23 protein-coding genes are annotated in these 25,375 nt (G+C 65.1%); 7 read left to right on the forward strand and 16 right to left on the reverse strand.

Annotated elements, in window-relative coordinates:
* The first annotated feature begins 102 nt into the window (after positions 1 to 102).
* Entirely contained in the window at positions 103 to 513 is a 411-nt protein-coding gene (locus tag B5X78_RS03185; protein ID WP_079723018.1) for a hypothetical protein, read from the forward strand.
* Between the two features lie 125 nt (positions 514 to 638).
* Here the strand turns inward: B5X78_RS03185 and B5X78_RS03190 are convergent, their stop codons facing one another.
* Positions 639 to 1,760 (reverse strand): inorganic phosphate transporter, encoded by a 1,122-nt coding sequence (locus tag B5X78_RS03190; RefSeq protein ID WP_079723019.1) that lies wholly within the window; start codon positions 1,758 to 1,760, stop codon positions 639 to 641.
* 10 nt (positions 1,761 to 1,770) lie between these two features.
* A complete protein-coding gene (locus B5X78_RS03195) occupies positions 1,771 to 2,397 on the reverse strand; it encodes a DUF47 domain-containing protein (protein WP_079723020.1) in 627 nt (208 codons plus the stop codon).
* A 304-nt stretch (positions 2,398 to 2,701) separates the two neighbouring features.
* On the opposite strand from B5X78_RS03195, the gene B5X78_RS03200 reads away from it, so the two are divergent.
* Positions 2,702 to 4,009, forward strand: coding sequence for a hemolysin family protein (locus B5X78_RS03200; RefSeq protein ID WP_079723021.1), 1,308 nt, complete (start codon positions 2,702 to 2,704; stop codon positions 4,007 to 4,009).
* Positions 3,996 to 4,643, forward strand: coding sequence for an exopolysaccharide biosynthesis protein (locus B5X78_RS03205; protein ID WP_079723022.1), 648 nt, complete (start codon positions 3,996 to 3,998; stop codon positions 4,641 to 4,643). Before B5X78_RS03200 ends, B5X78_RS03205 begins: the two co-directional genes overlap by 14 nt.
* Here B5X78_RS03205 and B5X78_RS03210 read toward each other — a convergent pair whose 3' ends face one another.
* The 3 genes from B5X78_RS03210 to B5X78_RS03220 all read right to left on the reverse strand — a co-directional run bounded on the left by B5X78_RS03210 (position 4,644) and on the right by B5X78_RS03220 (position 8,545).
* Positions 4,644 to 6,764 carry a putative bifunctional diguanylate cyclase/phosphodiesterase gene (locus tag B5X78_RS03210; protein ID WP_079723023.1) on the reverse strand — a complete coding sequence of 707 codons (2,121 nt, stop codon included), beginning with the start codon at positions 6,762 to 6,764 and terminating at the stop codon, positions 4,644 to 4,646.
* The gene (locus B5X78_RS03215; RefSeq protein ID WP_079724406.1) at positions 6,761 to 7,576 is read right to left on the reverse strand and encodes a phosphate/phosphite/phosphonate ABC transporter substrate-binding protein; all 816 of its coding nucleotides are present in this window, start codon (positions 7,574 to 7,576) and stop codon (positions 6,761 to 6,763) included. Before B5X78_RS03215 ends, B5X78_RS03210 begins: the two co-directional genes overlap by 4 nt.
* Before the next feature lie 186 nt (positions 7,577 to 7,762).
* A complete protein-coding gene (locus B5X78_RS03220; protein ID WP_139381368.1) occupies positions 7,763 to 8,545 on the reverse strand; it encodes an RNA methyltransferase in 783 nt (260 codons plus the stop codon).
* A 94-nt stretch (positions 8,546 to 8,639) separates the two neighbouring features.
* On the opposite strand from B5X78_RS03220, the gene B5X78_RS03225 reads away from it, so the two are divergent.
* Positions 8,640 to 9,470, forward strand: coding sequence for an inositol monophosphatase family protein (locus tag B5X78_RS03225; protein WP_079723025.1), 831 nt, complete (start codon positions 8,640 to 8,642; stop codon positions 9,468 to 9,470).
* 137 nt (positions 9,471 to 9,607) lie between these two features.
* Here the strand turns inward: B5X78_RS03225 and secF are convergent, their stop codons facing one another.
* The 6 genes from secF to B5X78_RS03255 form a co-directional block, all read right to left on the reverse strand.
* Positions 9,608 to 10,606 (reverse strand): protein translocase subunit SecF, encoded by a 999-nt coding sequence (gene secF / locus B5X78_RS03230; protein ID WP_079723026.1) that lies wholly within the window; start codon positions 10,604 to 10,606, stop codon positions 9,608 to 9,610.
* Positions 10,607 to 10,617: 11 nt separating this feature from the next.
* Positions 10,618 to 12,513 (reverse strand): protein translocase subunit SecD, encoded by a 1,896-nt coding sequence (gene secD, locus B5X78_RS03235; RefSeq protein ID WP_079723027.1) that lies wholly within the window; start codon positions 12,511 to 12,513, stop codon positions 10,618 to 10,620.
* A gap of 53 nt (positions 12,514 to 12,566) precedes the next feature.
* The gene (gene yajC, locus B5X78_RS03240; protein WP_079723028.1) at positions 12,567 to 12,911 is read right to left on the reverse strand and encodes a preprotein translocase subunit YajC; all 345 of its coding nucleotides are present in this window, start codon (positions 12,909 to 12,911) and stop codon (positions 12,567 to 12,569) included.
* 165 nt (positions 12,912 to 13,076) lie between these two features.
* Positions 13,077 to 14,204 (reverse strand): tRNA guanosine(34) transglycosylase Tgt, encoded by a 1,128-nt coding sequence (tgt, locus tag B5X78_RS03245; protein WP_079723029.1) that lies wholly within the window; start codon positions 14,202 to 14,204, stop codon positions 13,077 to 13,079.
* 13 nt (positions 14,205 to 14,217) lie between these two features.
* Complete coding sequence (queA, locus tag B5X78_RS03250; protein WP_229731024.1) at positions 14,218 to 15,249, reverse strand: tRNA preQ1(34) S-adenosylmethionine ribosyltransferase-isomerase QueA; 1,032 nt, start codon at positions 15,247 to 15,249, stop codon at positions 14,218 to 14,220.
* 82 nt (positions 15,250 to 15,331) lie between these two features.
* On the reverse strand, positions 15,332 to 15,763 hold the full coding sequence (locus B5X78_RS03255) for an Lrp/AsnC family transcriptional regulator (protein WP_079723031.1): 432 nt from the start codon (positions 15,761 to 15,763) through the stop codon (positions 15,332 to 15,334).
* 117 nt (positions 15,764 to 15,880) lie between these two features.
* On the opposite strand from B5X78_RS03255, the gene B5X78_RS03260 reads away from it, so the two are divergent.
* Entirely contained in the window at positions 15,881 to 17,377 is a 1,497-nt protein-coding gene (locus B5X78_RS03260) for an aminotransferase class III-fold pyridoxal phosphate-dependent enzyme (RefSeq protein WP_079723032.1), read from the forward strand.
* A gap of 45 nt (positions 17,378 to 17,422) precedes the next feature.
* On the opposite strand, the gene B5X78_RS03265 is transcribed toward B5X78_RS03260, so the two are convergent.
* On the reverse strand, positions 17,423 to 18,049 hold the full coding sequence (locus B5X78_RS03265) for an inorganic diphosphatase (protein WP_079723033.1): 627 nt from the start codon (positions 18,047 to 18,049) through the stop codon (positions 17,423 to 17,425).
* 231 nt (positions 18,050 to 18,280) lie between these two features.
* On the opposite strand from B5X78_RS03265, the gene B5X78_RS03270 reads away from it, so the two are divergent.
* Together B5X78_RS03270 and upp are read left to right on the forward strand one after the other, a co-directional pair.
* Positions 18,281 to 20,608 (forward strand): TonB-dependent receptor plug domain-containing protein, encoded by a 2,328-nt coding sequence (locus B5X78_RS03270; protein ID WP_079723034.1) that lies wholly within the window; start codon positions 18,281 to 18,283, stop codon positions 20,606 to 20,608.
* A 94-nt stretch (positions 20,609 to 20,702) separates the two neighbouring features.
* Positions 20,703 to 21,335 carry a uracil phosphoribosyltransferase gene (gene upp, locus B5X78_RS03275; RefSeq protein ID WP_079723035.1) on the forward strand — a complete coding sequence of 211 codons (633 nt, stop codon included), beginning with the start codon at positions 20,703 to 20,705 and terminating at the stop codon, positions 21,333 to 21,335.
* Between the two features lie 163 nt (positions 21,336 to 21,498).
* Here upp and B5X78_RS03280 read toward each other — a convergent pair whose 3' ends face one another.
* The 4 genes from B5X78_RS03280 to B5X78_RS03295 form a co-directional block, all read right to left on the reverse strand.
* Positions 21,499 to 21,957 carry an REP-associated tyrosine transposase gene (locus tag B5X78_RS03280; protein ID WP_176140765.1) on the reverse strand — a complete coding sequence of 153 codons (459 nt, stop codon included), beginning with the start codon at positions 21,955 to 21,957 and terminating at the stop codon, positions 21,499 to 21,501.
* A 197-nt stretch (positions 21,958 to 22,154) separates the two neighbouring features.
* Positions 22,155 to 23,039, reverse strand: a complete 885-nt coding sequence (locus tag B5X78_RS03285; protein WP_079723037.1) for an MBL fold metallo-hydrolase — start codon at positions 23,037 to 23,039, stop codon at positions 22,155 to 22,157.
* A gap of 34 nt (positions 23,040 to 23,073) precedes the next feature.
* The gene (gene ggt / locus B5X78_RS03290; protein WP_425478709.1) at positions 23,074 to 24,798 is read right to left on the reverse strand and encodes a gamma-glutamyltransferase; all 1,725 of its coding nucleotides are present in this window, start codon (positions 24,796 to 24,798) and stop codon (positions 23,074 to 23,076) included.
* A 183-nt stretch (positions 24,799 to 24,981) separates the two neighbouring features.
* Positions 24,982 to 25,374, reverse strand: coding sequence for a hypothetical protein (locus tag B5X78_RS03295; RefSeq protein WP_079723039.1), 393 nt, complete (start codon positions 25,372 to 25,374; stop codon positions 24,982 to 24,984).
* Between the last annotated feature and the right edge of the window lies 1 nt (position 25,375).

The raw sequence follows: 25,375 nt of genomic DNA on the forward strand, positions 1-25,375 counted from the left end.
TGGCCCCGTGGGATGGCCAAAGTGTGGGCCCTGCCCGCCTCCGCTGACTACCCCCGGCCTGCAACCGGCTACCATAGACCGGCAAGGAATCCGGACATCGCCATGAAGAACTTCGAACAAATCCGCAGCCACCTGACCACCTCGGGCTATCGCGTTTCCGTGCAAGAGCCGTTCGTGGCCTGCGTGGAGCTCTCGCTGGACAATGGCAACCGCCACCAGGCCATCTTCCTGTCCGAACTGGGCAACGACGACGAGCGCGGCTACCTGCGGGTGAGCACGGTCATCGCGCCCATCACCGGCGTCGATGCGCGCCGTGCGCTGGGCTTCAACTGGCACAGCAGCGTCGGCTACCTGGCCATCGGTGAACTCGACGGCGTTCCCTACCTGCAGCTGTGCGAGAACCGGCCCTACGATGGCCTCACCCAAGCCGAAGTGGATCGCCTGATTCTGGAAATCGGTGGCCTGGGCGACCGCATGGAGCGGGCGCTCTCCGCAGAAGGCGATCTACTGTAGTTTGAGCGCCGCTCAAACTACACCCAAAGTTTGCACGCAAACTTCGGGCCCCTCAGCGCGCTTCCACACCCCATTCGCGCCTTCGGCGCGAATCGCCCCCTAACTTAGGGGGCTGGCTGCTTCGGTCACGCCCAGCCCATCATTTCTAGAAGGCGCAGCAGACCGTAAGCAATGCCGCCGGCCGCGGGAATGGTCAGGATCCACGCCCACACGATGCGCTCAACCACGCTGAGTTTCAGCGCGCGCGGATTCTTGGCGAAACCCACGCCCATGATCGCGGTGGAAATGCTGTGCGTGGTCGACACCGGCATACCGAAATGCGCCGCCACGGTCAGGATCGTCGCCGAGCTGGTCTCGGCGGCAAAGCCGTTGATGGGGTGCAGCTTGACCATCTTGTGGCCGAGAGTCTTGATGATCTTCCAGCCACCCGAGGCCGTGCCCAGCGCCATCACCACGGCGCAGGTCAGTACGATCCACATGGCGATGTCGGTTTCATTGCCGCTGGCCGGATGCAGGAACGCCAGCCAGGCCGGCAGGTTGTCGAGCGTGCCGGAGGCCTGGGCGCCAAACAGGGTCAGGGCGATGATGCCCATGGTTTTCTGCGCATCGTTGTGGCCGTGCGCATAGCCCATGTAGGCCGCGGAAATGATCTGCGCCTTGCCGAAGAACTTGTTGACGAAGTGCGGCCGCGACAGCCGGTGCAGCCAACCACTCGTCCGCGACAACGCCGCAATCAGCGCCCACAGCAGCATCATGACCACCACGCCGAGCAGGAAGCCGGCGATCGGCGAGGTCACCATCGGCAGGAACACCTTCCACAACAGGCCCTTGTTCTTGGCCCAGTTGCCTACTGTTTCCGACCAGATCAAGGCGTCCCAGTTGTTGTGCGCCGCCGCCAGCGCCGCGCCGCACAGGCCACCAATCAAAGCATGCGAGGACGAGGAAGGCAGGCCCTTCCACCAGGTGATCAGGTTCCAGATGATGCCGCCGAGCAGCGCGCACAGGATCACCTGCGAGCTGGCGTCGACCACGTCGGTATTGATGATGCCCTTGGCGATCGTGGCCGCCACCGCGGTGCCGGTGAGCGCGCCTATCAGGTTGAATATCGCCGCCAGCGCCACCGCCTGGGCCGGCGACAGCACCTTGGTGGCCACCACCGTGGCGATCGAGTTGGCGGTGTCGTGAAAACCGTTGATGAACTCGAAGACGAGCGCAGCCAGGATCACCACCAGGACGAGGGTCAGCATGCGTCTGGCCTCAGCTGTTCTTCAGCACGATCTGGTAGGCCACCACGCCGGCTTCGCGGCAGCGGTCGATCGCCTTTTCCAGGATCTCGAAGAACTCCTTGAGCAGGAACATCTGCAGGTTGTCCAGGCGGCCGGAGTAGATGTCGCGGTACAACTCCAGCATCAGGCGGTCGGCTTCGTTCTCGATCGCGCGCAGCTTTTCGTTGAGCGCGGTCATCCGATCCAGGTTCATCTTCTTCAGCTCGTGGACCATTTCCACCACCACGGTGGCGGCCTGTTCCAGCATCGCCGCACGCGGGGCGAAGTCGATGCCTTCCAGGTGCTGCAGGGCCAGCGAGTAGCGGTCGGCGAACTTCTCGACCTGCTTGGGAATCTTGTACAGGGCCGAGCCCAGCGCCTCGATGTCTTCGCGCTCGATCGGGGTGATGAAGCTGTCCACCAGCGCCTGGCTGATCTTGTCCGAGGCCGCGCGTTCGCGCAGGCGGGCCAGCTTGAAGGCGTCCAGCGCCGGCTGGCGGTCGGTGGCCTTCATCATGGTGTGCAGGGCCTGGGTGCTGTCGTAGGCGGCTTGGGCGGCCTCGTCGAGCAGGGTGTAGAACTGCTGGCCGGAGCCGAAAATCGTCTGCAGCGAGAACATCGGGGGCAATCCCACCGTCGCGGGGCGGACGGCTCAGGGGGCGAATTATGACGGTTCAGTGACCGTCCTGGCGACGCCCGGGCCGCAAAAGGCGCGCCAACAGGCCCGGCGCACGCGCCATGCTCGCCAGCGGCGGGCTGGACACCCGGGGCGGCGGCGGCCGCGCGCAGCTCATGGCGGGTTTGCTACACTCCGCCGGCACCCAAGGGTGCACCTCTTATGGAAGACGACACTACCTCCCCCGCGCACTGTCGCCTGCAGCACGGATTCTGGCCGGCCTCTCCCTCCCTATGGACGGTGAGCCATGCTTGAGTTGCTGATCGTGGCCACCCTGATCGTCATCAACGCCTTCTTCGCCCTGTCGGAGATGGCCCTGATGACCTCGCACAAGCTGCGCCTGAAACAGATGGCGCAGGAAAGCCGCGGCGCGCGCATGGCCCTGCAGCTGGCCGAGCACCCCGACAACCTGCTCTCCACCGTCCAGGTGGGCATCACCGGCCTGGGCATCCTGACCGGCATGTTCGGTGGCGAGGCCATCGGCACCATGATCGCCAGCTGGCTGGGCGAGTTCTGGCCGGGCGCGCAAAGCTATGCCGCCACCATCGGCACGGCCACTGCGGTGACCCTGATCACCGCCGGTTCGGTGATCTTCGGCGAATTGATTCCCAAGCGGCTGGCCCTGACCAATGCCGAGGCCATCGCCTCGGTGGTCGCCATTCCGCTGTACTGGCTCTCGCGCATCGCCCGCCCGGTGGTGTTCGTGCTGGGCGCCATCAACCGCGGCGTGCTGCGCCTGCTGGGCATCAAGGACGACGCACGCGGCGCGGTGACCGAAGAGGAAATCCGCATGCTGGTGACCGAGAGCCACGAGCAGGGCGTGATTGACGTCGACGAACGCAACATGATGAACCGCGTGCTGCGTCTGGGTGATCGCACCGCCGACAGCCTGATGACGCCGCGCAAGCGCATCGTCTGGCTGGATGAAGCCGCCGACGTGGCCGAAAACCTGGCGACCATGCGCGAATCGCAGTTCTCGCGCTTCCCGGTGTTCCGTGGCAGCGACCAGGACGTGGTCGGCGTGCTGGAAGTCAAATCGCTGCTCGACCGCTTCGACCAGCCCGAGCCCAACCTGTTCCGCAACCTGCGTGAGGTGCTGTTCGTCTCCGAATCCACCCATGCGATGAAGCTGCTGGAAATCTTCCGCGAGGAACAGCAGTCGCTGGCGCTGGTGGTGGACGAATACGGCGACATCCAGGGCCTGGTGACCTTGAGCGATTTGATGGGCGCCGTGGTCGGACGCCTGCAATCGGCCGAGAACACCGAGGATTCGGCGCTGGTGGTGACGCGCGACGACGGCTCGCTGCTGGTCGACGGCTCGCTGCCCAATGACGATCTGCGCGAGTTGCTGGGCGGGGTCAGCCTGCCCGACGATGACGAGTACAACACCATCGCCGGCCTGGTCATCGAACGCTTCGGCCGCATCCCGCATGTGGGCGAGTCGTTCCAGCTCGATGGCTGGCGGATTGAGGTGGTGGACCTGGACGGCGCGCGCGTCGACAAGTTGCTGTTGCAGCGCCTGCCCGAGGAAAACGGCGAGGATGCCGCGGCCTGAGGCGGACGCTGGCGCGTCCGATCACGTGCATATCGGCGCGCGTGCGCTGCTGGACGACTTTGCCCTGGGCGACCCCAGCCAGATCCTGCGCCTGGGCGATCTGCTGTCTGGCTTTGGCCAATCGGCGTTCGGCATGCTGCTGTTGCTGGCGGTGCTGCCGGCCTTCATTCCCATCCCCGGCGTGGGCGGTGCGATTGGCGGGCCGCTGGTGATCCTGGTCGGCAGCCAGTTGCTGCTGGGTCTGAGTCAGTTGTGGCTACCCGGCTTCCTGGCGCGCCGCGGCCCGCATCGAAGCGCGGTCATCACCTTCCGCACGCTGGTTTCACCCTGGCTCAAGCGCCTGGAAAAACTGATCAAGCCGCGCTTGCATGGCGTGCTGGATCACCGCATCGCGCTCTGCTTCACCGGCCTGTTGCTGGTGGTGCTGGGCATCCTGCTGGCGCTGCCGATTCCCTTCACCAATTACGTGTTCGGCGTGTTACTGCTGCTGTTCGCGCTCGCGCTGCTGGAACGCGACGGCGTGCTGATGTTGATTGCGTGGACGGCCGGCGTCGCCGCCATCATCGTCTTCGGCCTACTGTCAGGCGAACTGGTCAGCGCCGCCAATGCGCTGATCCATCACTGGTTCGGCTGATCAGACGATCAGCTGGTTGAACTCGGCAGCAGTGACCGGGTAGCCCAGCCAGTAACCCTGCGCCAGATCGCAGCCGCGTTCGCGCAGCATGTTGAACTGGCCTTCCTTCTCCACGCCTTCGGCGACCACGGTAATGCCCAGCGAATGGGCCATGGCGATGATCGCGCTGGTCAGGGCCAGGTCGTCCGGATCGCGCAGCATGTCGGCAATGAAGCTGCGATCGATCTTGACGCCATCCACCGGCACGCGGCGCAGGTGGCTGAGGCCCGAGAAGCCGGTACCGAAGTCATCCAGCCAGACCTTCACGCCAGTGCGATGCAAGGTGGCCAGCAAGGCGCTGGCATGCGCCTCATCGCTGATCACCGCGGTTTCGGTCAATTCCAGGTGCAAGCGCGAGGAGGTCAGGCCGGTTTCGCGCAGGCACTCGGCCACTACTTCCGGCAGATCGCCGCTGCGCAGCTGGCGCGGCGATACGTTGACCGAGACGAACAGTTGATCCATCGGATCGCGATCGGCGCTCCAGCGCGCCGCCGCCGCACACGCCGCACGCAACACGCGCGGGCCGATGGTTTCGATCAGGCCGCTCTGCTCGGCCACATCGATGAACACCGAAGGCGCCACCATGCCCAGTTCCGGATGCTGCCAGCGCAACAGCGCTTCGGCGCCGACAATGCGGCTGTCGGACAGGCGGAACACCGGCTGGTACAGCAGGCTCAGTTCGCCGCGCTCCCACGCGCCGCGCAGTTCCTGCTCCATGCGCACGCGCCGTTCGACCGCCTGGTCCATGGCGCGGCTGTAGAAGCGGTAGCAGTTCTTGCCGGCCACCTTGGCCTGGTACATGGCGATGTCGCCATTCTTCATCAGCGCGGTGGCGCCGGAGGCGTCTTCCGGGAACAAGGTGATGCCAATGGACGTGCCCAGGAAAACCTGGCGATCCTGGATCACGATTGGCCGCCCCAGCTCGGTGACCAGCTTTTCCGCCAGGCGCGTGGCGGCGGCGCGCACGTCGCCGTCCTGGATCAGGATCACGAATTCATCACCACCGAAGCGCGCCAGCAAGGCATCGTCGCCGCCCAGCAATTCCACCGCTTCGAGAATGCGATTTGCGAACTGCTGCAGCACTTCATCGCCAGCTTCATGGCCGAGCGTGTCGTTGACCCGCTTGAAGTCGTCGATGTCGGCGAACAGCAGGGCCAACTGGCGGCCGGCGCCGCGCAGCATCATCAGACGGTGATCCAGACTCTCGCGGAAGGCCAGCCGATTGGTCAGGCCGGTCAGCGAATCGGTGTAGGCCATGCGCCGCACGTCACGATCGTGGCGGGCGATGCTGTCGCTCATGCTGCTGAAGGCGCGCACCAGCTCGCCCACTTCATCGCGCCGATGGCTGACCGGGCGTTCGCTGTTGTAGTTGCCCACTTCGATGGCGTGCGCCGCCGCGGCCAGTTGGCGGATCGGCCGCACCAGGGTGCGCTGTGCGTACAGCATGATGGCCACACAGGCCACCACCAGCGCCGCCAGCAGGGCGGCCACCCATACCAGGTGACGCCGGCCGAGTTCTTCCAGCCGTGACTTGGCGGCGGTGACCGCGCGATCTTCGTGCGCACGTACCGAGGCCAGCGAAAAGCCCACGCGCACCCCACCGATGCGTTCGTTGCCGATCATGATCGGCTCGGAAATATCGACAATCTGCGGCGACCATTGGATATGCAGGTTGGGCGTGCTGACCGCCTCGTAGGCCAGCGGATCGCTCATCTGCTGGCCGTACACCGCGATCTCTTCGGTACCGTCATGGATGATGCGACCCTGCGGATCGAACACCAGCACGTAGCTGACGTCCGGTTCCAGCTGCGCCGAACGTACCAGCTTGCCGATCGTGTCCAGGTCAAAGTAGTACAGCGGATTGGTGAGCGAATCGGCCAACTGGTTGACCGAGGCCTCGCCATGCCGGCGCAGGCTGTCCTCGACCATGCTGTGCATGGAATCGCGGGTGGCGTCGGCCACTTCCTGCTGCATGTCCTTCTGCCGGTGCAGCAAGGTGGCCAGCAGCGCAATCACCACCGCGAGCATGATGGCCATCGCGGTCAGGAAGCGCGCCTGCAGGCCGAAGCGGATCTTCTTCATTCGATCTGCTCACGCACGCGGGTCACACCCCGGCGCAGATGTTCCAGCGCCTGCTGCGATGCCGGATCCACCGGCATGAAACGGGTCGTGCGGAAGAACAAGCGCAGCGCTTCGCTCGCCTCGGGATCGTCGGCGGCCTGCAGCAGCACTTCGCGCAGGCGCGCTTCGACCTTGGGGTCGAGGTCGCCGCGCACCATTTCCAGCGCACGCGGGTAGTCCGGTGTCTCGTGGATGATGCGGAAGTCGCTGCGGAAGGCGGGCGGGATGCGACGCTCATCGTCCCAGTCCAGGCTGCTGACCACGCCGGCATCCACCAGTCGCTTGTGCACCCAGACGGCAATGTTGAGTTCGGTCCGGGCAAAGACATAGCCGACCGAATCGGCACCGGGGCGATCCATCGGCGACAGCAGCACTTCCATGCGCTGGCCGGCATCCAGCAACTCCACGGCCGGGGCGAAGTAGGCGCTGGTCGAGGCGGTGTTCTGGAAGGCGACCGTGCGGCCTTCCAGATCCGAGAGCTTCTCCAGGCCCGAATCGCGGCGCACGAAGAAAATGCCGTGGTAACGGCTGACCCCACCGCGCTCGGTCAGCAGCAGCGGCTTGGCCCCTGCGCGCTCCTGCAGGCGCATGGCAGTGCCGGCGGTTTCAGTGACCCAATCGACCCGGCCGCGGCGCAGATAGCTGTTCATCTGCTGCACGTCCCGAGCCATCAGGATTCGGCCCTCGGTGATCCCCACGTCCTTCATCCGCGGCACCACGTAATCCAGCAGCGGTTTGAGCTGCTCGTAGTGCGCGCGGGGGTCGTCGCTCATCCGTCCCAGGACCAGCACGTGGTCGTCGCCGGCGGCCCGGGCCGGGGCCAAGGATCCGAAACACACGGCCGCGCCGATCAGCGCCAGGGCGATTGCGAACCGGAACCTAGGCAAACGGCGGAGTCCATCGAAAAGGTGGTGCGAGACTAGCTGAAATCACGTTGGCGGGACAGATGCGCGACCCTGTCAGTGGCCGCTTTCACGCGCCAAGCGGGCCATCCGTTGCGCATCGGCCAGGATGCCGCGGAGCAGGCGGACTTCCTGGGTTGTCAGCTGGCTGCGATTGAACACACGGCGCAGCTTGCGCAACGCCGAATCCGGGCTGCGCCCCTTGTGGAAATCGATGTCGTCCAGGGTCTGCCCGAGCTGCCCGTAGAAGCCTTCCAGCTGGGCGTGGTCAGCAGCCAGCTCGTCGGCGTGCGGCGCGGCGATGCTGGCGGTCGGCGCAGTACCCTGTCGCAAGGCCAGGCGCAACTCGTAGCTCAGGACCTGCACGGCGGCGGCCAGGTTGAGGGAGCTGTAATCCGGGTTGGCCGGGATATGCACGGCGGCATGGCAGAGTTGCAGTTCCTCGTTGGTCAGGCCGGTGCGTTCGCGGCCAAAGACCAGCGCCACCTCGCCCTCCCCGGCCAACGCGACCGCGCGCGCAGCGGCTTCACGCGGCTCGTATTCGGGCAATTGCACGCGTCGGCTGCGGGCGGTACAGCCCAGCACGGCGTGGCAATCCGATACCGCCTGGGCCAGATCCGCCACCACCACGGCCTGCGCCAGCAGGTCGTCGGCGCCGGCGGCGCGACGGAACGCCTCGTCCGAGGGGTACTGCTCCGGGGCCACCAGGACCAGCCGGGACAGACCCATGGTCTTCAGGGCGCGGGCCGCAGCCCCGATGTTGCCGGGGTGTTGCGTGCCCACCAGGACGATTCGCAAGCGGGAAACGACGTTCGAGAGTGGAAAATCAGCAGTGTTCATGGGTGCGGATGTTAAACTGTGCGCGCCGGTCATAGCGCCGTGCCGCTCTTTTCCACCGTCCATCCCCCGCTTGCCTGTTCCGAGGTTCGAAACCATGCAGAAACCCGCCGTTACCGTCATGGTCAAAGCCGCCCGCCTGGCAGGCAATGTGCTGTTGCGCAGCATCAACAAGCTGGATGCGCTCAATGTGGTCGAGAAGGACCGCATGGACTATGCCAGCGAGGTGGACGCCGACGCCGAAAAGGTCGTCATCAAGGAACTGCGCCGTGCCTACCCCGACTACGCTGTGGTCGGCGAGGAAGGCGGCAGCCAGGGCAAGGGACGCTTCACCTGGGTCATCGACCCGCTCGACGGCACCAGCAACTACCTGCGCGGCTTCCCGCACTACTGCGTGTCGATTGCGCTGGTGGACAACGGCGAGCCGACCGACGCGGTGATCTTCGATCCGCTGCGCAATGACCTGTTCACCGCCAGCAAGGGCGCCGGCGCCCAGCTCAATGAGCGTCGCATCCGCGTGGCCGATCGCAAGGATCTGTCCGGAACGATGATCTGCACCGGCTTCCCGCCGCGCGAACGCGCCCGCGCTACCGCCCAGCTCAAATGCGTCAACGAGTTGCTGGCCACGGCCGAGGACGTGCGCCGCACCGGCTCGGCCGCGCTGGACCTGGCCTACGTGGCCTGCGGCCGTCTGGATGCCTATTTCGAAGCGGGTGTGAAGGACTGGGACGTGGCCGCTGGCGTGCTGCTGGTGCGCGAGGCCGGTGGCCGCATCTGCGACTTCAAGGGTGCGCCGACCGCGCGCCTCGATGGCCGGGGTCCGCAGACCCGCCAGATCATCGCCGCCAACCTCAAGGTGACCGACGCGCTGCAGAAGGTCATCGTGTCGTCGGGTTATGCGGCGAGCTTCAATCCGCCGGCGGCGTAATTCGCCGGCCGAGCTGGCAACAAAAAAGGCCGCGCATTGCGCGGCCTTTTTTTTGTCTTGCGGAAACGCTACTGGCGGCCTTGCCCCCATCCGCCCTACGGGCACCTTCCCCCGCAAGCGGGGGAAGGGACGTGTCATCAGGGACGGCGCGCCAGGATGGCGTCGTCCTTGGCCTTGGGCAGCAGATCCTGCTTGGTGACCGTCAGGAAGCCCATCGTCAGCAACGGACAGGCGATGAAGATCGAGGAGATGGTGCCGATCACGATGCCGATCATCTGCGAGATGGCCATGTTTTCCAGCGAACCGCCGCCGTAGATATACAGCGCCAGCACGGTCAGGAAGGCCACGAACGAGGTGATGATGGTGCGCGACAGGGTCTGGTTGATCGAGCGGTTGAGAATCTCCACCGGCTCCACACGCAGCGAGCGGAAATTCTCGCGGACGCGGTCGAACACCACGATGGTGTCGTTGATCGAGAAACCCATCACCGACAGCAGGCCGGCCAGCACGGTCAGGTCGAACTCGCGACCGGTCAGGGCGAAGAAGCCCGCGCAGATCAACACGTCGTGCAGGGTCGTGAGGATGGCCGCCACCGCGAACTTCTTCTCGAAGCGCAGCGCGATGTACCCCAGGAAGCCCACCACCACGAAGATCAGCGCATACAGCGCGCGCTCGGCCAGTTCGGCGCCCACCTGCGGGCCCACGAACTCGTTGCGCACCATCTTGGCCGGATTGCCTTCGGCCGAGGACAGGCGAACCACTTCCTGCACGGTCTTGCTGTCGGTGGTCGAGGCCTCCGCCGCCTTCTCGCCGTCGCCTTCGCGCGGCTGCAGGCGCACCAGCAAATCCTGGCCGGTGCCGAAGGTCTGCACCTGGGCGCTGGTGTAGCCGGCGCTGGTCAGGCGTTCGCGTACGCCTTCGATGTCGATGGGCTTTTCAAAGCGCAGTTCGACCACGGTGCCGCCGGTGAAATCCAGCGCGTAGTTGAATGCGGCGCCCTTGGTGGCCGAGTTGTAGGCCATGGACGCCACGGAGACGATGGCCAGCAGTACCGCGATGGCCAGCGAGACCCAGCGCAGGCGCATGAAGTCGAAGTTGGTGTCGTTGGGAACCAGGTGCAACGGGAAAATTTTCATGGCAATTGCACTCAGATGGCCAGCGACTTGAGCTTGCGACGACCGCCGTAAATCAGGGTCGCCAGGGCGCGGGAAACGGTCACGGCCGTGAACACCGACGTCAGGATGCCCACCACCATGGTGATGGCGAAGCCCTTCAGCGGACCGGTGCCGAACGCGTACAGCGCCACACCCGCCAGCAACGCGGTCATGTTGGAGTCGAAGATGGTGCCCGAGGCCTTGTCATAACCGGTGGCGATCGCCGTTTGCGGCGGCACCCCCGCTCGCAATTCCTCGCGTATGCGCTCGTTGATCAGCACGTTGGCGTCCACCGACATGCCAATCGACAAGGCCAGGCCGGCGAAGCCGGGCAAGGTCATGGTGGCGCCGAACACCGACATCACCGCCACCACCATCACCAGGTTGAGCAGCAGCGCCACGCAGGTGATCAGGCCGAACACGCGGTAGTAGATCATGAAGAACGCCAGCGCGAACAGGAACGAGTAGACCACCGCCTGGGTACCGCGGGCGACGTTCTCGGCGCCCAGGCTGGGGCCGACCACGCGTTCTTCGATGAAGTCCATCGGCGCGGCCAGCGCGCCGGCCTTCAACTGCTTGGCCAGGCTCTGTGCTTCTTCCTGCGACAAGCCGGTGGTCTGGAAGTCCTTGCCGAACACGCCCTGGATGGTCGAGGCGCTGATCCAGCGCTCATCGATGCGGGCCGAACGCACTTCCTGGCCGTTTGCGTCGATGCTCACGGTCGGGATGCGCTCGATGTAGACGATGCCCAGGCGCTTGCCGACGTTTTCCAGCGTGTGGTCCAGCATGCGCTGGCCGCCGGCGCTGTTGAGGGTGATGCTGACGCTGGGCGAACCGGTGCGCTGATCCATCTGCGGGGTGGCGTTGACCAGCTGGTCGCCGGACACCAGCACGCGCTTGGACAGCAGCAGCGGCACCTTGTTGTCGTTGTAGTAGATGCGCGAATCAGCCGGGATGTTGCCGTCGGCCAGGGCCGCGGCGGCGGCGGATTCATCACCGGTCACGGCGCGGAATTCCAGCGTCGCGGTGGCGCCGATCAGGCGCTTGGCTTCCGCGGTGTCCTGCAGGCCGGGCAGTTCGACCACCAGGCGATCATTGCCCTGCTGTTGCAGCAGCGGTTCGGCCACGCCCAGCGAATTGATGCGATTGGCGATGACGTCGCGGTTCTGCTGGATGGCGCTGGCGGAGATGTTCTGCAGTTCCGATTCCGGCAGGACCACGCGCACCGTGTTGCCCGCGGGCTCGAAGCGGAAACCGGCCGCCAGGCCGGCGGTGGTGATGCCGCTGCTGTTGGTGATGGTCAGCGTCTTGCCCAGCACTTCCTGGGCCTTCTCGATCTCGTCAGCCTTGGGCAGGTTGATCAGGATGCTGTTGTCGGCCTGGCGGTTCACTGCGGTGTAGCGCACATGCTGCTCGCGCAGGTTGGTGCGGATGTTGTCGACGTAGTTGTCGATGCGCTTGTCCAGCGCCGCCTTCTGGTCGACCTTCATCACGAAGTGCACGCCGCCCTGCAAGTCCAGGCCCAGCGACATCGGTCGGGCATAGAGCTTTTCCATCCACGCCGGAACGGTCGGCGCCAGGTTGAGCGCGACCGGATAGCCGTCACCCAGCGCGGTGCGCAGGTGGTCGGCGGCGCGGGTCTGCAAATCCGGATTGGGCAGGCGCACCAGCACGCTCTTGTCCTCCAAATCCACGGCCTTCCAGGCGATGCCCTCGGACTTCAGGCTGTCCTTGACCCGCGAGACCACGGACTCATCCAGGACGCTGCCACGATTGGCGGTGACCTGGACGGAGGGATCCTTCGGGTACAGGTTGGGCAGCGCGTACAGCACGCTGAGCGCCACGACCAGGACGATGACGATGTATTTCCAGCGAGGGAATTCGAGCATTGAGGCAACCCGCGCGCGCCCTCCCCGGGCGCACGCTCAACATGGAGGAAAAATCAGGCGGACTTGAGCGTGCCCTTGGGAAGCACGTTGCCGATGGCGGTCTTCTGCACGCGCACGCGGACGTTGTCGGCAACTTCCACGGTGATGAAGCTGTCGCTGATGTCGGTCACCGTGCCGGCGATGCCGCCGTTGGTGATGACTTCGTCGCCGCGCGAGAGCTTGTCGAGCATGGCGCGGTGTTCCTTGGCGCGCTTCATCTGCGGGCGGATCATCAGGAAGTACATGACGCCGATGAGGATCAGCGGCAGCGCAAAGCCACCCAGGCCACCCAGCGGACCGGGAGCAGCACCGGCGGCTTGCGCCTGCGCCGGGGCAATCAGAAAGTCGAGCAGATTCATATATTTATCCGTCCTGGTACGAAAACAGCCGGGAATTATGCCACGCACGGCCCGTTCCCGTGCGGACCGCCGCCCCGATGGGGTTCCCGCCTTACCGTGAGGGCGGGGGGCGGTGTGAAGACCGCCCCGGGCCGGAAAGGTTCCGCACCGGTCGAATCGGCCGGATCACGCCAGCGCGGGAGCATCCGCGCCGCGCGCGGCATAGAAGCCGGCGCGGAAATCCTTGAAGTCGCCCTGCTCGATGGCCTGGCGGATATCGGCCATCAGCTTTTCGTAGTACCAGAGGTTGTGCATCGTCCCCAGCATCGGCGCCAGCATTTCGTTGCAGCGATCCAGGTGGCGCAGGTAGGAGCGGGTGAACTCATTGCGGCAGGCATAACAGCCGCAGCCCGGCTCGATCGGCTGCAAATCCTTCTCGTACTTCGCGTTGCGGATGCGGACCGTGCCGAAACTGGTGAAGTAGTGGCCGTTGCGGGCGTTGCGGGTGGGCATGACGCAATCGAACATGTCGACCCCGCGCGCCACCGCTTCCACCAGATCCTCGGGCCGCCCCACGCCCATCAGGTAGCGCGGACGATCCGCCGGCAGCAGGGGCGCGGTTACGTCCAGGGTGTGGTTGCGTTCTGCCTCGGGCTCGCCCACGGCCAGGCCGCCAATGGCGTAACCATCGAAGCCCAGCGCTTGCAGGCCCTGCGCCGAGCGCGCGCGCAGCCCTTCGTGCACGCCGCCCTGGACAATGCCGAACAACGCCGCGTCATTGCCTTCATGCGCGCGCTTGCTGCGCTCGGCCCAGCGCAGGCTCAGTTCCATCGATTTGCGCGCCACGTCCTCGCTCGCCGGGTATGGCGTGCATTCGTCCAGCTGCATCACGATGTCCGAATCCAGCACCTTCTGGATGCGCATGCTCTCTTCCGGACCCAGGAACACCTTGCTGCCATCGACCGGCGAGGCAAAGGTGACGCCCTGCTCGGTCAGCTTGCGGCGGTGCGCCAGCGAGAACACCTGGAAGCCGCCGGAGTCGGTGAGGATCGGCTTGTTCCAGCGCGCAAAGCCATGCAGGCCGCCATGTTGTTCGATGACCTCCAGGCCCGGTCGCAGATACAGATGGAAGGTGTTGCCCAGGATGATTTCCGCACCCAGCGCCTCGACCTGATCCGGGAAGATGCCCTTGACCGAGCCATAGGTACCCACCGGCATGAAGGCCGGCGTCTGCACCGTGCCGCGCGGGAATTCGAGACGGCCACGACGCGCCTGGCCGTCCGTGGTTTGCAGGTGGAACTGGAGTCGCGACATGAGGCGTGGCTGCTCAGGAGAGGGAAGGAAACAACAACATCGCATCGCCGTACGAGAAGAAGCGATAGCGCTGCTCCACCGCATGGCGATACGCGGCAAACACGCGATCCTTGCCGGCGAACGCCGATACCAGCATCAACAGCGTGCTTTCCGGCAAATGGAAATTGGTGATCAGCGCATCGACACTGCGGATGCGATAACCCGGGAAAATGAAGATCTGCGTCTCGCCCGCGAAGGGCTGCAACTGGCCATCGCGCATGGCCGATTCCAGCGCGCGCACGACCGTCGTGCCCACGGCGATGACCCGGCCGCCGCGTGCCCGCGTGGCATGGATTTGTTCGATCAGCGCGGCGCCCACATTCAGCCATTCGCTGTGCATGTGATGCTCGCGCACGTCATCCACGCGCACGGGCTGGAAGGTACCTGCGCCTACGTGCAGGGTGACGTGGCCGAACTCGATGCCGCGTTCGCGCAAGGCCTGCAGCAGCGCCTCATCGAAATGCAGACCGGCAGTGGGTGCGGCGACGGCGCCCAGTTCGCGTGCGAACACCGTCTGGTAGCGCTCGTCGTCATCACGCCCCGCCTCGCGCTGGATGTACGGCGGCAACGGCAGACGCCCCGCCTGCAGCAACCAGCTTTCCAGCGCGCCCGGCACGTGGAAGCGCAGAGTGTAGAACTCGCCCTCGCGATCCAGCACTTCGGCTTCGCCGCCTTCATCCAATTGAATGCGCCCGCCCGGTTTGGGCGACTTGCTGGCGCCGATCTGCGCCCGCGCCACGTTGTCCGGCAGCAGGCGCTCGATCAGGATCTCCACGCGCCCGCCCGTACTCTTCTGGCCGAACAAGCGGGCCGGAATCACCCGGGTGTCGTTGAACACCAGCAGATCACCCGGACGCAGCCATTCGTCGAGATCGCGCACATGGCGATCGACAAACTCACCCTCGCCCGCCGGCACCACCAGCAGGCGGCTGGCCGATCGCTCGGCCAACGGGGCCTGGGCGATCAGTTCGTCGGGCAGGTCGAAGTGGAAATCTGATTTTTTCACGGGAAAACGCGGCTGCGCACTCGCCTGGCAGGGAGGCGCATTGTACGTGAGCACGCCGCCGGCATCGTGCCGGACGGCTGCGTCAGCGTTCGAACTTGGTCGACAGGACGATCGAAGAAGTGGTGCGCTCCACGCCTTCCATCGCGCCAATGCGGTCGGTGAGCTGATCCATCGCATCCACCGAGGGCACCACGCCGACCGCAATCAGGTCATAGGCGCCGCTGACCGAATGCAACAGGCGCAGCTCCGGCATGGCGCGCAAGGCGGCCACCACCGAGGTCATCTGCTTGGGATGCACGGTGATCATGATGTGCGCGCGGATGTGGCCACGTTCGAATTCGTCGCGCACACGCACGGTGTAGCCGCTGATCACGCCCTCGCGTTCCAGCCGCTCGATGCGGCTCTGCACGGTGGTGCGGGACAGGTTCAGGCGCCGGGCAATCTGCGCGGTGGAGGCTCGGGCGTTCTCGCGCAGCAGCGAGAGCAGCAGTTCATCAGTGGCGGATATCTTCATTCGGACTCGGCCGTTCGTCGATTTGACGAACTTTGGGCAGCAATTCCTCGAATCATAACTGTCATTAGACGAATTTATCCACATAATACGGAATTGCCGTCTATCTGGAGAACTTCCATGGCCCGTATCGAGCTGCTTGCCCACCTGCGCGCCCATTCCGGTCGCCGCGTCACCACGGGCCTGGACGATGACACCGTGCGCCGCCTGGCCGCGGGTCACCCGGATCTGGGCGCCGCCATCGAAGCGGCCGCCCACGAATACGACCGGGTCAAGGACGAGTTTGCCGACCTGCTGAACCTGGACGAAGCCGCCCAACTGCACGCGGTGCAGGCCGGCTACGTGAATTTCTATGCCGACGATGCGGTCAATCCCTATGTCGCCCTGGCCGCACGCGGCCCCTGGGTGATTACCCTCAAGGGCGCGGTGCTGTACGACGCCGGCGGGTACGGCATGCTCGGCTTCGGCCACACGCCCGAAGCCGTGCTGGCGGCGATGTCCAAGCCGCAGGTGATGGCTAACATCATGACCCCCAGCCTCTCGCAGCTACGCTTTGACCGCGCCCTGCGCCAGGAAATCGGTCATAGCCGCGGCGGTTGTCCGTATGCCCGTTTCCTGTGTCTGAACTCCGGTTCCGAATCGGTGGGCCTGGCCGCGCGCATCGCCGACATCAATTCCAAGCTGCAAACCGATCCGGGCGCGCCGCATGCCGGCCGCACCATCAAGCGCGTGGTGGTCAAGGGCAGCTTCCACGGCCGCACCGAACGTCCGGCGCTGTATTCGGACTCCTCGCGCAAGGCCTACCAGCAGCATCTGGCCAGCTATCGCGGCGAAGACTCGGTCATCGCCATCGAACCGTATGACGTGGACGCGCTGAAGCAGGTCTTTGCCGACGCGCAGACCCAGAACTGGTTCATCGAAGCGGTGTTCCTGGAGCCGGTGATGGGCGAAGGCGATCCGGGTCGCTCGGTGCCGCCGGCCTTCTACGCGGCCGCACGCGAGTTGACCCGCGGCCACGGCAGCCTGTTCCTGGTCGATTCGATCCAGGCCGGCCTGCGCGCCCATGGCGTGTTGTCGATCGTGGATTATCCCGGCTTCGAAGGCCTGGAAGCGCCCGACATGGAAACCTTTTCCAAGGCGCTCAATGCCGCCCAGTACCCGCTGTCGGTGCTGGCCGTGAACGAGCGCGCCGCCAATCTCTATCGCAAGGGCGTGTACGGCAACACCATGACCGCCAATCCGCGCGCCCTGGATGTGGCCTGCGCCACGCTGTCGCAGCTGACCCCGCAGATTCGCGACAACATCCGCCAGCGCGGCCGCGAGGCGCTGGAGAAGCTGGAAAAACTGAAGGCCGAATTGGGCGGATTGATCACCCAGGTGCAGGGCACGGGCTTGCTGTTCTCGTGCGAACTGGCGCCGCAGTTCAAGTGCTACGGCACCGGTTCCACCGAAGAATGGCTGCGCCAGCAAGGTCTGAACGTGATCCATGGCGGCGCCAACTCGCTGCGCTTCACCCCGCACTTCGCCATGGATTCGGAAGAACTGGATCTGCTGGTGGCGATGGTCGGCAAAGCCTTGCGCGAAGGCCCGCGCGCCAGCCAGGCCGCCGCTGCGTAAAGGCGGCTATGCCTCCCTCTCCCGCAACGGGAGAGGGGGTTGGCTTCATCCAGGCTGGCCCGCCGGATGTTTGGCGTCGAAGCGTTGCATGGACGCGCGGATCAGTTCCTTCGCCTCGACCGCGTCGCCATAGCCGCTCAACTCGACCGGATTGCGGCCCTTCGGCAAATCCTTGTAGACGCGGAAGAACGCCTCGATGCGATCGCGTTCGACGGCCGGCAGATCCTTCAGATCACGGATGCCGCTGTAGGTCGGATCGACCTTGTCGGTCGGCACGCCGATGATCTTCTCATCGCCCTGCCCGGCATCGCGCATGCGCAACACGCCAATCGGGCGGAACGTGATCAACACGCCCGGATGCAACGGCTCGCGGGTCAGCACCAGCGCATCCAGCGGATCGCCATCGCCGGCCAGCGTACGCGGCATCGAGCCGTAGTTGGCCGGATAGGCCACCGGCATGGACTGGAAACGGTCGACGAACAGCAGACCTTCCCCGTTGATCTCGTACTTGGTGAAGCTGCCGGCGGGAATCTCCACCGCCAGGATGGCTTCTTCCGGCGCCTTCTTCGCCTGCGCGGCGAGGAAAGGATGGCGGATGTGCAACTCGGCGGCGCTGGCCACCACGCCGACCAGCAGCAGGGCGAACAGCCCTGCCCGATAGTGTCTGAACATAAGACTCCTTGTTGTGGGTCGGCGCCTGTCGCGCGACCGTAGCACTTGGGCCGCAGCCCCACGTTGCTCCAAACCACCACGTTCTACGCCAGCCCGGTGACGCTTTCGTGTCAGCGGTGGCGGCGCACGCCCGTATTGGCGCGGCTGTCACACAGGCTGCATCCCCTTGTCATGTTTCCGCCATGAGTCCTGCTTAAAAAGGCGCGTTCACTTTTCACGGGGAAGCAACAAATGAAACGCAACGCCTTGGCGATGAGTCTTGCGAAAGCAATGTTCTGCCTGACCGTGCTGCCTGCAAGTCTTGTCGCGACGGCGCAGGAGCAGTCGCCCGATGGCGCCGCCGCCGCCGAACCCAAGCAACTGGAAACGATCGTGGTCCAGGGCGAGATCACCTATCGCAACCGCACCGATGACATTGCACCGGTGCTGGCCTACGACCTGGAATACTTCCAGCGCTTCGAGCCCAACACCGTCGGCGATATGCTCAAGCGCGTGCCCGGCGTGACCTTCGTCGGCTCGGACATCATGGAATTCGACGGCGCGATGATGCGCGGCATGGCCGCCGGTTACACCCAGGTGCTGATCAACGGCAAGAAGGTGCCCGGCGCCGGCGACGACCGTTCGTTCTGGGTCGACCGCATCCCGGCCGAAATGGTCGATCACATTGAAATCCTCCGCAGCAACAGCGCCAACCGCAGCGGCGACGCCATCGCCGGCACGATCAACATCGTGCTGCGCGACGCCTACGTGTTCGACGGCAGCTACCTGCGCATCGGCGTCAACCGCTGGGATGACGGCGAGATCAACCCGACCTTCGGCGCCGTGACCAGCGGCGCGGCATTGGGTGGGCGCTTCCTGGCCGGCATCAACGTGCAGGATCGCTACCGCGCCAAGACCAAACGCTCGGATCGATTCACCGATCCGTCGATGGCCGAACGGGTGAGCTGGGAAGACCAGGAGGAAGTGAAGGACGGCCGTGACTACTCCGGCAACGTGTCGTACACCGCCGATATCGGCGACACCAGCCGCTTCAGTCTGGACGCCTTCTACGTCAAGACCGATCGCGATGTCACCGAGGTCTCGCATGAAGTGGAATACGACGACGAGGACGTGATCGAATCGCGCGTCCCCGGCCTGAATCCGATTGACCAGAAAAACTGGGGCGTGGGCGCGGAGTATCGCTTCGACATGGCCGGCGGCACCACCGAGCTGGATCTTGACTACGCCCGCTTCGAGGACGACAGCGCCGAGAGCGAAGAAAAGCATGAGTACGTGAACGGCGAATGGGACGCATCCGAAGCGGAGGCTCAGGCGGTCCGCGCCGATGACGCCGAGACCAGCTTCAAGCTTGCGCACAAGCGGCCGGTCGGCAATGCCGAACTGGAGCTCGGCGTGGACTACCGCCGCAAGAAGCGCGACATCGCCTACACCAACTTCGTCTGGGAAGCCGAGAACGAAGGCGACGCCGTGGTGTACGAACTGGACGGCACCATCGAGTCGCTGATCGAAGAGACCCGGGTGGATCCATACGTGATGCTGTCGGGGCGCGGCGGAAAGTTCTCGTGGGAAGCCGGCTTGCGCTACGAAATGACCCAGTCCGACATCCGCTATGGCGAAGATGGCGAAGTCGATGGTTCGGAGAGCAAGGACTACAACGAACTGCTGCCGTCCGTGCACCTGAAGTGGGACGTCAGCGCCGATACCCGCATCAGCCTGTCGCTGGCCAAGAGCATCAAGCGCCCCAACTTCAACGAGCTGATTCCGGCGGTGCTGGATGGCGAGTTCGGCGACAACGACTACATCGGCAATCCACTGCTGGAGCCGGAGACGGCCAATGGCATCGACCTGGGCTTCGAGCGTCGCCTCGGCAAGCACGGCGTGGTGGGCGTGAACTTCTTCTACCGCGACGTCAAGAACCTCATTGAGTTGGCCAATACCGGTGAGTGGAGCGAGGACGCGCAGGATACGTACGAGGAAGACCTGGAAGAATTCCTGGAAGAGAATCCCGGCTCGACCGCCGACGACTTCGAGTTCAATCCGGAAAGCTGGCTGTTCACCTCGGCCAACGTCGGCGACGGCAAGGTCTATGGCGTGGAATTCGACCTCTCCACCCCGCTGACCTCGTTCGGCCTGCCCAATACCGGCGTGTTCCTCAACTACTCCTACCTCGACAGCAAGGTCACCGACTTCCTCGGCGAGCGTCGTTTCAACGACCAGGCCAAGAACGTGTACAACGTCGGCTTCATCCAGGATCTGCCGTCGGTGGGGGCGAGTTTCGGCGCCACCTACCGCAAGCAGGGCGATGCGTTCAGCCGCATCCTGGGCGAGGAAGTGACGGTCAAGTACGGCGACGATCTGGAAGTGTTCGTGGAAAAGCGCTTCGGCACGACCATCTCGCTGCGCCTGACCGCCGCCAACCTGCTGGATGCGTCGAAGGATGAGTTCTTCAACAAGTTCGACAACGAAGCCGACCAGATCGACCGCGACTTCGACGAGTACGAGTTGGAGACCGAAGAAGCCGGCCCCAGCTACCAGCTGGTGATGCGCTGGGCGTTCTGATCCAGGCGCCCCCGCCCGTGTGACAGAACAGCCGGCCCTGTGCCGGCTGTTCTTTTTTGTAGCAGACTTCGCGCAGCCCTCCAGGAGTTGCGTCATGTCCGTCGTCGAAGTGTCCCATCCGCTCGTCCAGCACAAGATCGGCCTGCTGCGCGACGCCTCGCTCAGTACCAAGGGCTTCCGCGAGCTGGTCACCGAGCTGGGCACCCTGCTCGCCTACGAGGCCACGCGCGATCTGGAAACCGAAGCCGCGACCCAGGCCGGATGGGCGGGTGAGGTGCAGGTGCGCAGGATTGCCGGCGCCAAGATCACCCTGGTGCCCATCCTGCGTGCCGGGCTGGGCATGCTGCCCGGCGTGCTGGCGCTGATTCCGGCGGCCAAAGTCAGCGTGGTCGGCTTGCAGCGCGATGAAGAAACCCTGCAGCCGGTGCCCTACTTCGAACGCCTGACCGGTCGCCTGGACGAGCGCGACGCGCTGATCCTGGACCCGATGCTGGCCACGGGCGGCACCTTGATCGCCACCATCGACATGCTCAAGCGCGCCGGTTGTCGCCGCATTCGTGGCATCTTCCTGGTTGCCGCGCCGGAAGGCATCGAGAAAGTGCGCGCCGCCCATGCAGACGTAGCCATCTACACGGCCGCCATCGACGAGCGGCTCAACCAAAAGGGCTACATCCTGCCCGGCCTGGGAGATGCGGGCGATCGCATCTTCGGCACGCGCCTGGATTGAGCAGCCGTCACGCAAGTCGCGAACCGGTTCGCCTGCCTGGACCCCTGCTCGCGGAATCAGGGAACTCCGCAACGCAGAAAGGCAGGAATGGGAGAAGCCTTCCGCGCTGCGCGAGACAAGGCGTCCAGGATCAACGAGCTCCGGTTCGCGACTTGCGTGGCGGCTACGGCGGATGGCGCCCGGCAGCAGCGCGTCCGCCGGAATTGACGGTGGAGACCGGTTCCTTCCAGGCGCTGAACTGATACGGGTAGTGATCGATTCGTTCCACCAGGCCGCGCCGCAGCGGATTGGCGAGGATCGTGCGCGCCATGCCCAGCAGGCTCTCGCTGCCGCGCACACGGCGCTCGTAGTAGCCGGCCTGCCAGACACGCTCAGCCCGATCCACCGCATGCTGGATGGCCCGCTCGCTGCGCGCCTTGAACACCGCCATGCAGGCATTGAGGCTGCCCTCTTTCAGCTGCAGCAACCAATGCACGTGATCCGGCATCACCACCCAGGCCAGCGAGTGGACCCAGCCGCGCGCTTCGCAATAGGCAATCTCGCTGGTCACGCAATGGGCACTGCGGGGATCGTCCAGGCAGCAGCGCTTGTAGGTAGTGACGGCGGTGATGAGTACCCCCACCTCGGGGAGTTGAAGCAGGGTATGTCAATGGCAGGTACTGATCATGGCGTCATCATCGCCATCGCATCGTCCGCAGTCTGTCGGCGGACCCCGCGTCGTGTGCTGGGAAAAGTACCTGGTCCGGCCTCAGGGAATTCTGCTGCCGGGTCGGAAAACCCTGCTACCGGGCCGGCCCGGTACTGGCCCGCGCCGCGCGCTCAGAGCGCGCGTGCGTGCAGCTGCGGCTGGACGTGAGTCACGCCAAAGCGGCCCTTGTCATCGCGCGTCAGCTTGGCCAGCGCGCAATCGGGATCGTGGGTGAAGAACAGATGGACATTGCGGGCGAGCTTGTCGTCGAGGAACACGCGCTTCTCGTCAATCAGCAGTTCCGCATTACGGTCGTAGCCCATGGTGATCGGCACATGCACCCACGAACGGCCGGGAATCAGATCCGCGCAGAACACCACGCCGCCATGCGCCTGGCCCTGCACAAGCTCGGGTCCCTGGATTTCCGCCAGCATCAGGCCGGGTGTATGGCCGTCACTGAAACTGAAGCGCACGCTCTCACCGAGCGCAGGCGTGACCTCGCCCTCCACCAGTTCCAGGCGACCGCTGGCTTCGAGCAGGTCTTGCAGTTCGGGAATGAAGCTGGCGCGATCGCGCGGATGCGGCTCGAGCGCACGCTGCCAGTGCGCGCGCCCCACCACGAAAACCGCATTGGGGAACAGCAGGCGCGGCGGCTGGCCGTCTTCCCACGGCGCCAGCAGGCCACCGGCATGATCGAAGTGCAGGTGACTGAGCACGACCACGTCGATGTCTTCGTGCGAGTAGCCGGCCTCGGCCAGCGAGTCCAGCAGGACATGGCGCTCTTCCTGCACCCCGAAGCGCTCGCGCATCTTCGGTTCAAAGAATGCGCCGATGCCGGTTTCGAACAACACCGTCTTGCCGTTGAGCGGCGATGCCAGCAGGGCGCGACAGGCCAACGGCACCCGGTTCTGCTCGTCAGGCGCCAGCCATTGCGACCACATCGCCCGCGGCGCGTTGCCGAACATGGCGCCACCGTCGAGCTTCTGCGAATTTCCCAGAATGGACCAGAGTTTCATGGCGGGATTGTACTCCCGCCATGAAGCTCGACACTTACGGGGCTGCGGGCTGGCTCAGTTCCACCTTGGCCTCGCCGACCGGGTTGCGCGGGTCGGCGCCGCCGGTCAGCGTGTTGCTGCGGCGATTCCAGGAAACGGTCTGCAGGTTGCCCCAGACATGGCTGGAGCCGCGACCTCCGCTGGCGGTGTCGCCCGGCAAGTCCACGGTATGGCCCATCTTGCGCAGGGCATCGGCCACCTGCGGACTGAACGCGCCGCTTTCGGCGGAGATGACGTCGGGATACCACTGGTGGTGGAAGCGCGGCAGTGCCGCAACTTCCTGCGCGCCCAGACCCTGGTCATAGCCAAGCATGCCGAGCAGGACCATGGTGATGATGCGGCTGCCGCCGGGCGTGCCGAGTACCGCCACTTCATCCGCCGACTCCATGAAGCTGGGCGTCATCGAGCTCAACATGCGCTTGCCCGGCTTGGGCGCATTGGCTTCAAAGCCCATCACGCCGAACGCGTTGGGCGTGCCGGGCTTGAGCGCGAAGTCATCCATCTCGTTGTTGAGCAGCACGCCGGTGCCGGGGGGAATCAGGCCCGAGCCGAACAGCAGGTTGACCGTCTGGGTGGCGGCCACGCGATTGCCATCGCCGTCGATGATGCTGAAGTGGGTCGTTTCGTCGTCTTCCAGCGGCGTGGGCTGACCGGAGAAGATGTCGCTGGGCGTGGCCTTTTCCGGATTGATGGTGGCGCGCAGGCCAGCGGCATAGTCGCGGCTCATCAGCGTCTTCATGGGAATGTCGACGAAGTCCGGATCGCCCAGATAGAACGTGCGGTCGCGAAAGGCGCGCCGCATGGCTTCCACGGTCAGGTGGGTGCGATGTACCTCATCGAGCTTGGCCAGATCCCAGGCCTCCAGAATCTGCAGCATCTGCGCCACCGCCACACCACCGGAGGACGGCGGCGGTGCGGTGGTGATCTGCCAGTCGCGGTACTTGAACCTGAGCGGCTCGCGCTCACGCACCTGGTAGCCGGCCAGTTCCTTCGCCGTCCACTGCCCGCCTTCGGCCTTGACCCCGGCGATTAGCTTCTTCGCCACCTCGCCCTGGTAGAAGCCGTCATGACCGCGTTCCGCCAGCAGCTGCAGCGTGCGCGCCAGGTCGGGCTGCTTGAACAGATCGCCTTCCTTCAGCGCCTGGCCATTGACCTGGAACACCGCGCGGGTGCCGGGATAGCGATCCATCACATCGCGCCGTGAGGCATAGCCGCGGACAAGGCGACCGTAGACCGGAAAGCCGTCGCGCGCGATGCGGATGGCCGGACCCAACGAAGTTTTCAGCGGCAGCTTGCCGTAGTTCTTCGCCAGATGGACGAGCGCGGCGGGCAAGCCGGGAATGCCCGCCGCCCAGGGACCGTTCTCGGCGCGGTCGCGGTTGAAGTCGCCATTGGCCAGCAGGTAGGCCTGCGGCGTGGCGGCGGCGGGCGCGGTTTCGCGTGCATCGATGAAGACGTCCTTGCCGCTGCGTTGATCGTGCAGCAGGAAGAATCCACCGCCACCCAGGCCGGAACTGATCGGTTCCACCACCGACAGCACCGAAGACACGGCCACGGCTGCATCAAACGCGTTGCCACCGGCATGCAGGATCTCGAATCCGGCCTCGGTCGCCAGCTTGTGCGCGCTGGCGATGGCAGCGCCGGGAGGATGCGGGGCTGGAGCGTCGGCATCGCGTTCGGCGGCGCGCAAGGCCGGGGAGAGCAAAAGGAAAAGCGACAGTGCGACGGCAAATCGGGGCAAGCTCACGGCGTCTCCTGGGGCGGCGGATGTGACCCTGCCCCCAGCGCATGCGCCTCGGCAGGGCCACCCTTACAACGGATTGCCAGCAGCATACGATGGATTGACAGGATGCGGCCCATGGCCGTGACCGGACACAGTGTCGCGCGCCGCTTGGCCTGGCTCTCAGACCGGGTCGATCATGACCCGGTGCACGATGGTGCTGCCGTTGGAGCGGGTCACATGGACCTGGATGAAATCCTTGGCGTGGCAAGGAACAAAGATGCGGAAGGCATGATGATTGTCCAGCGCGACCGGCTTGCCCCGGAACAGTACACGCGCACCCGCGTGCGCCTGCCCAGGAAGCCATTGGCAGGCTTTTGCGCGGGCTGGCATGGCCGAAACGCGGACGGCCTTTTCATTGCCGGGTGCGGGATGGGCGGCGGCCTGTGCGACCGGTTGCGCGGCCGTGGAAACGGCCAGCGCCAGCAAAAGTACGGTACTCAAAGTCGTCGTCCAACGGGTCGATGGCGGCAGCGGATGGCGGCGGCCAAAGCCGCCGCCATCGCCATCACTCAAG

The organism is Pseudoxanthomonas indica (genome assembly GCF_900167565.1).
In the GTDB taxonomy this organism is placed as follows: domain Bacteria; phylum Pseudomonadota; class Gammaproteobacteria; order Xanthomonadales; family Xanthomonadaceae; genus Pseudoxanthomonas_A; species Pseudoxanthomonas_A indica.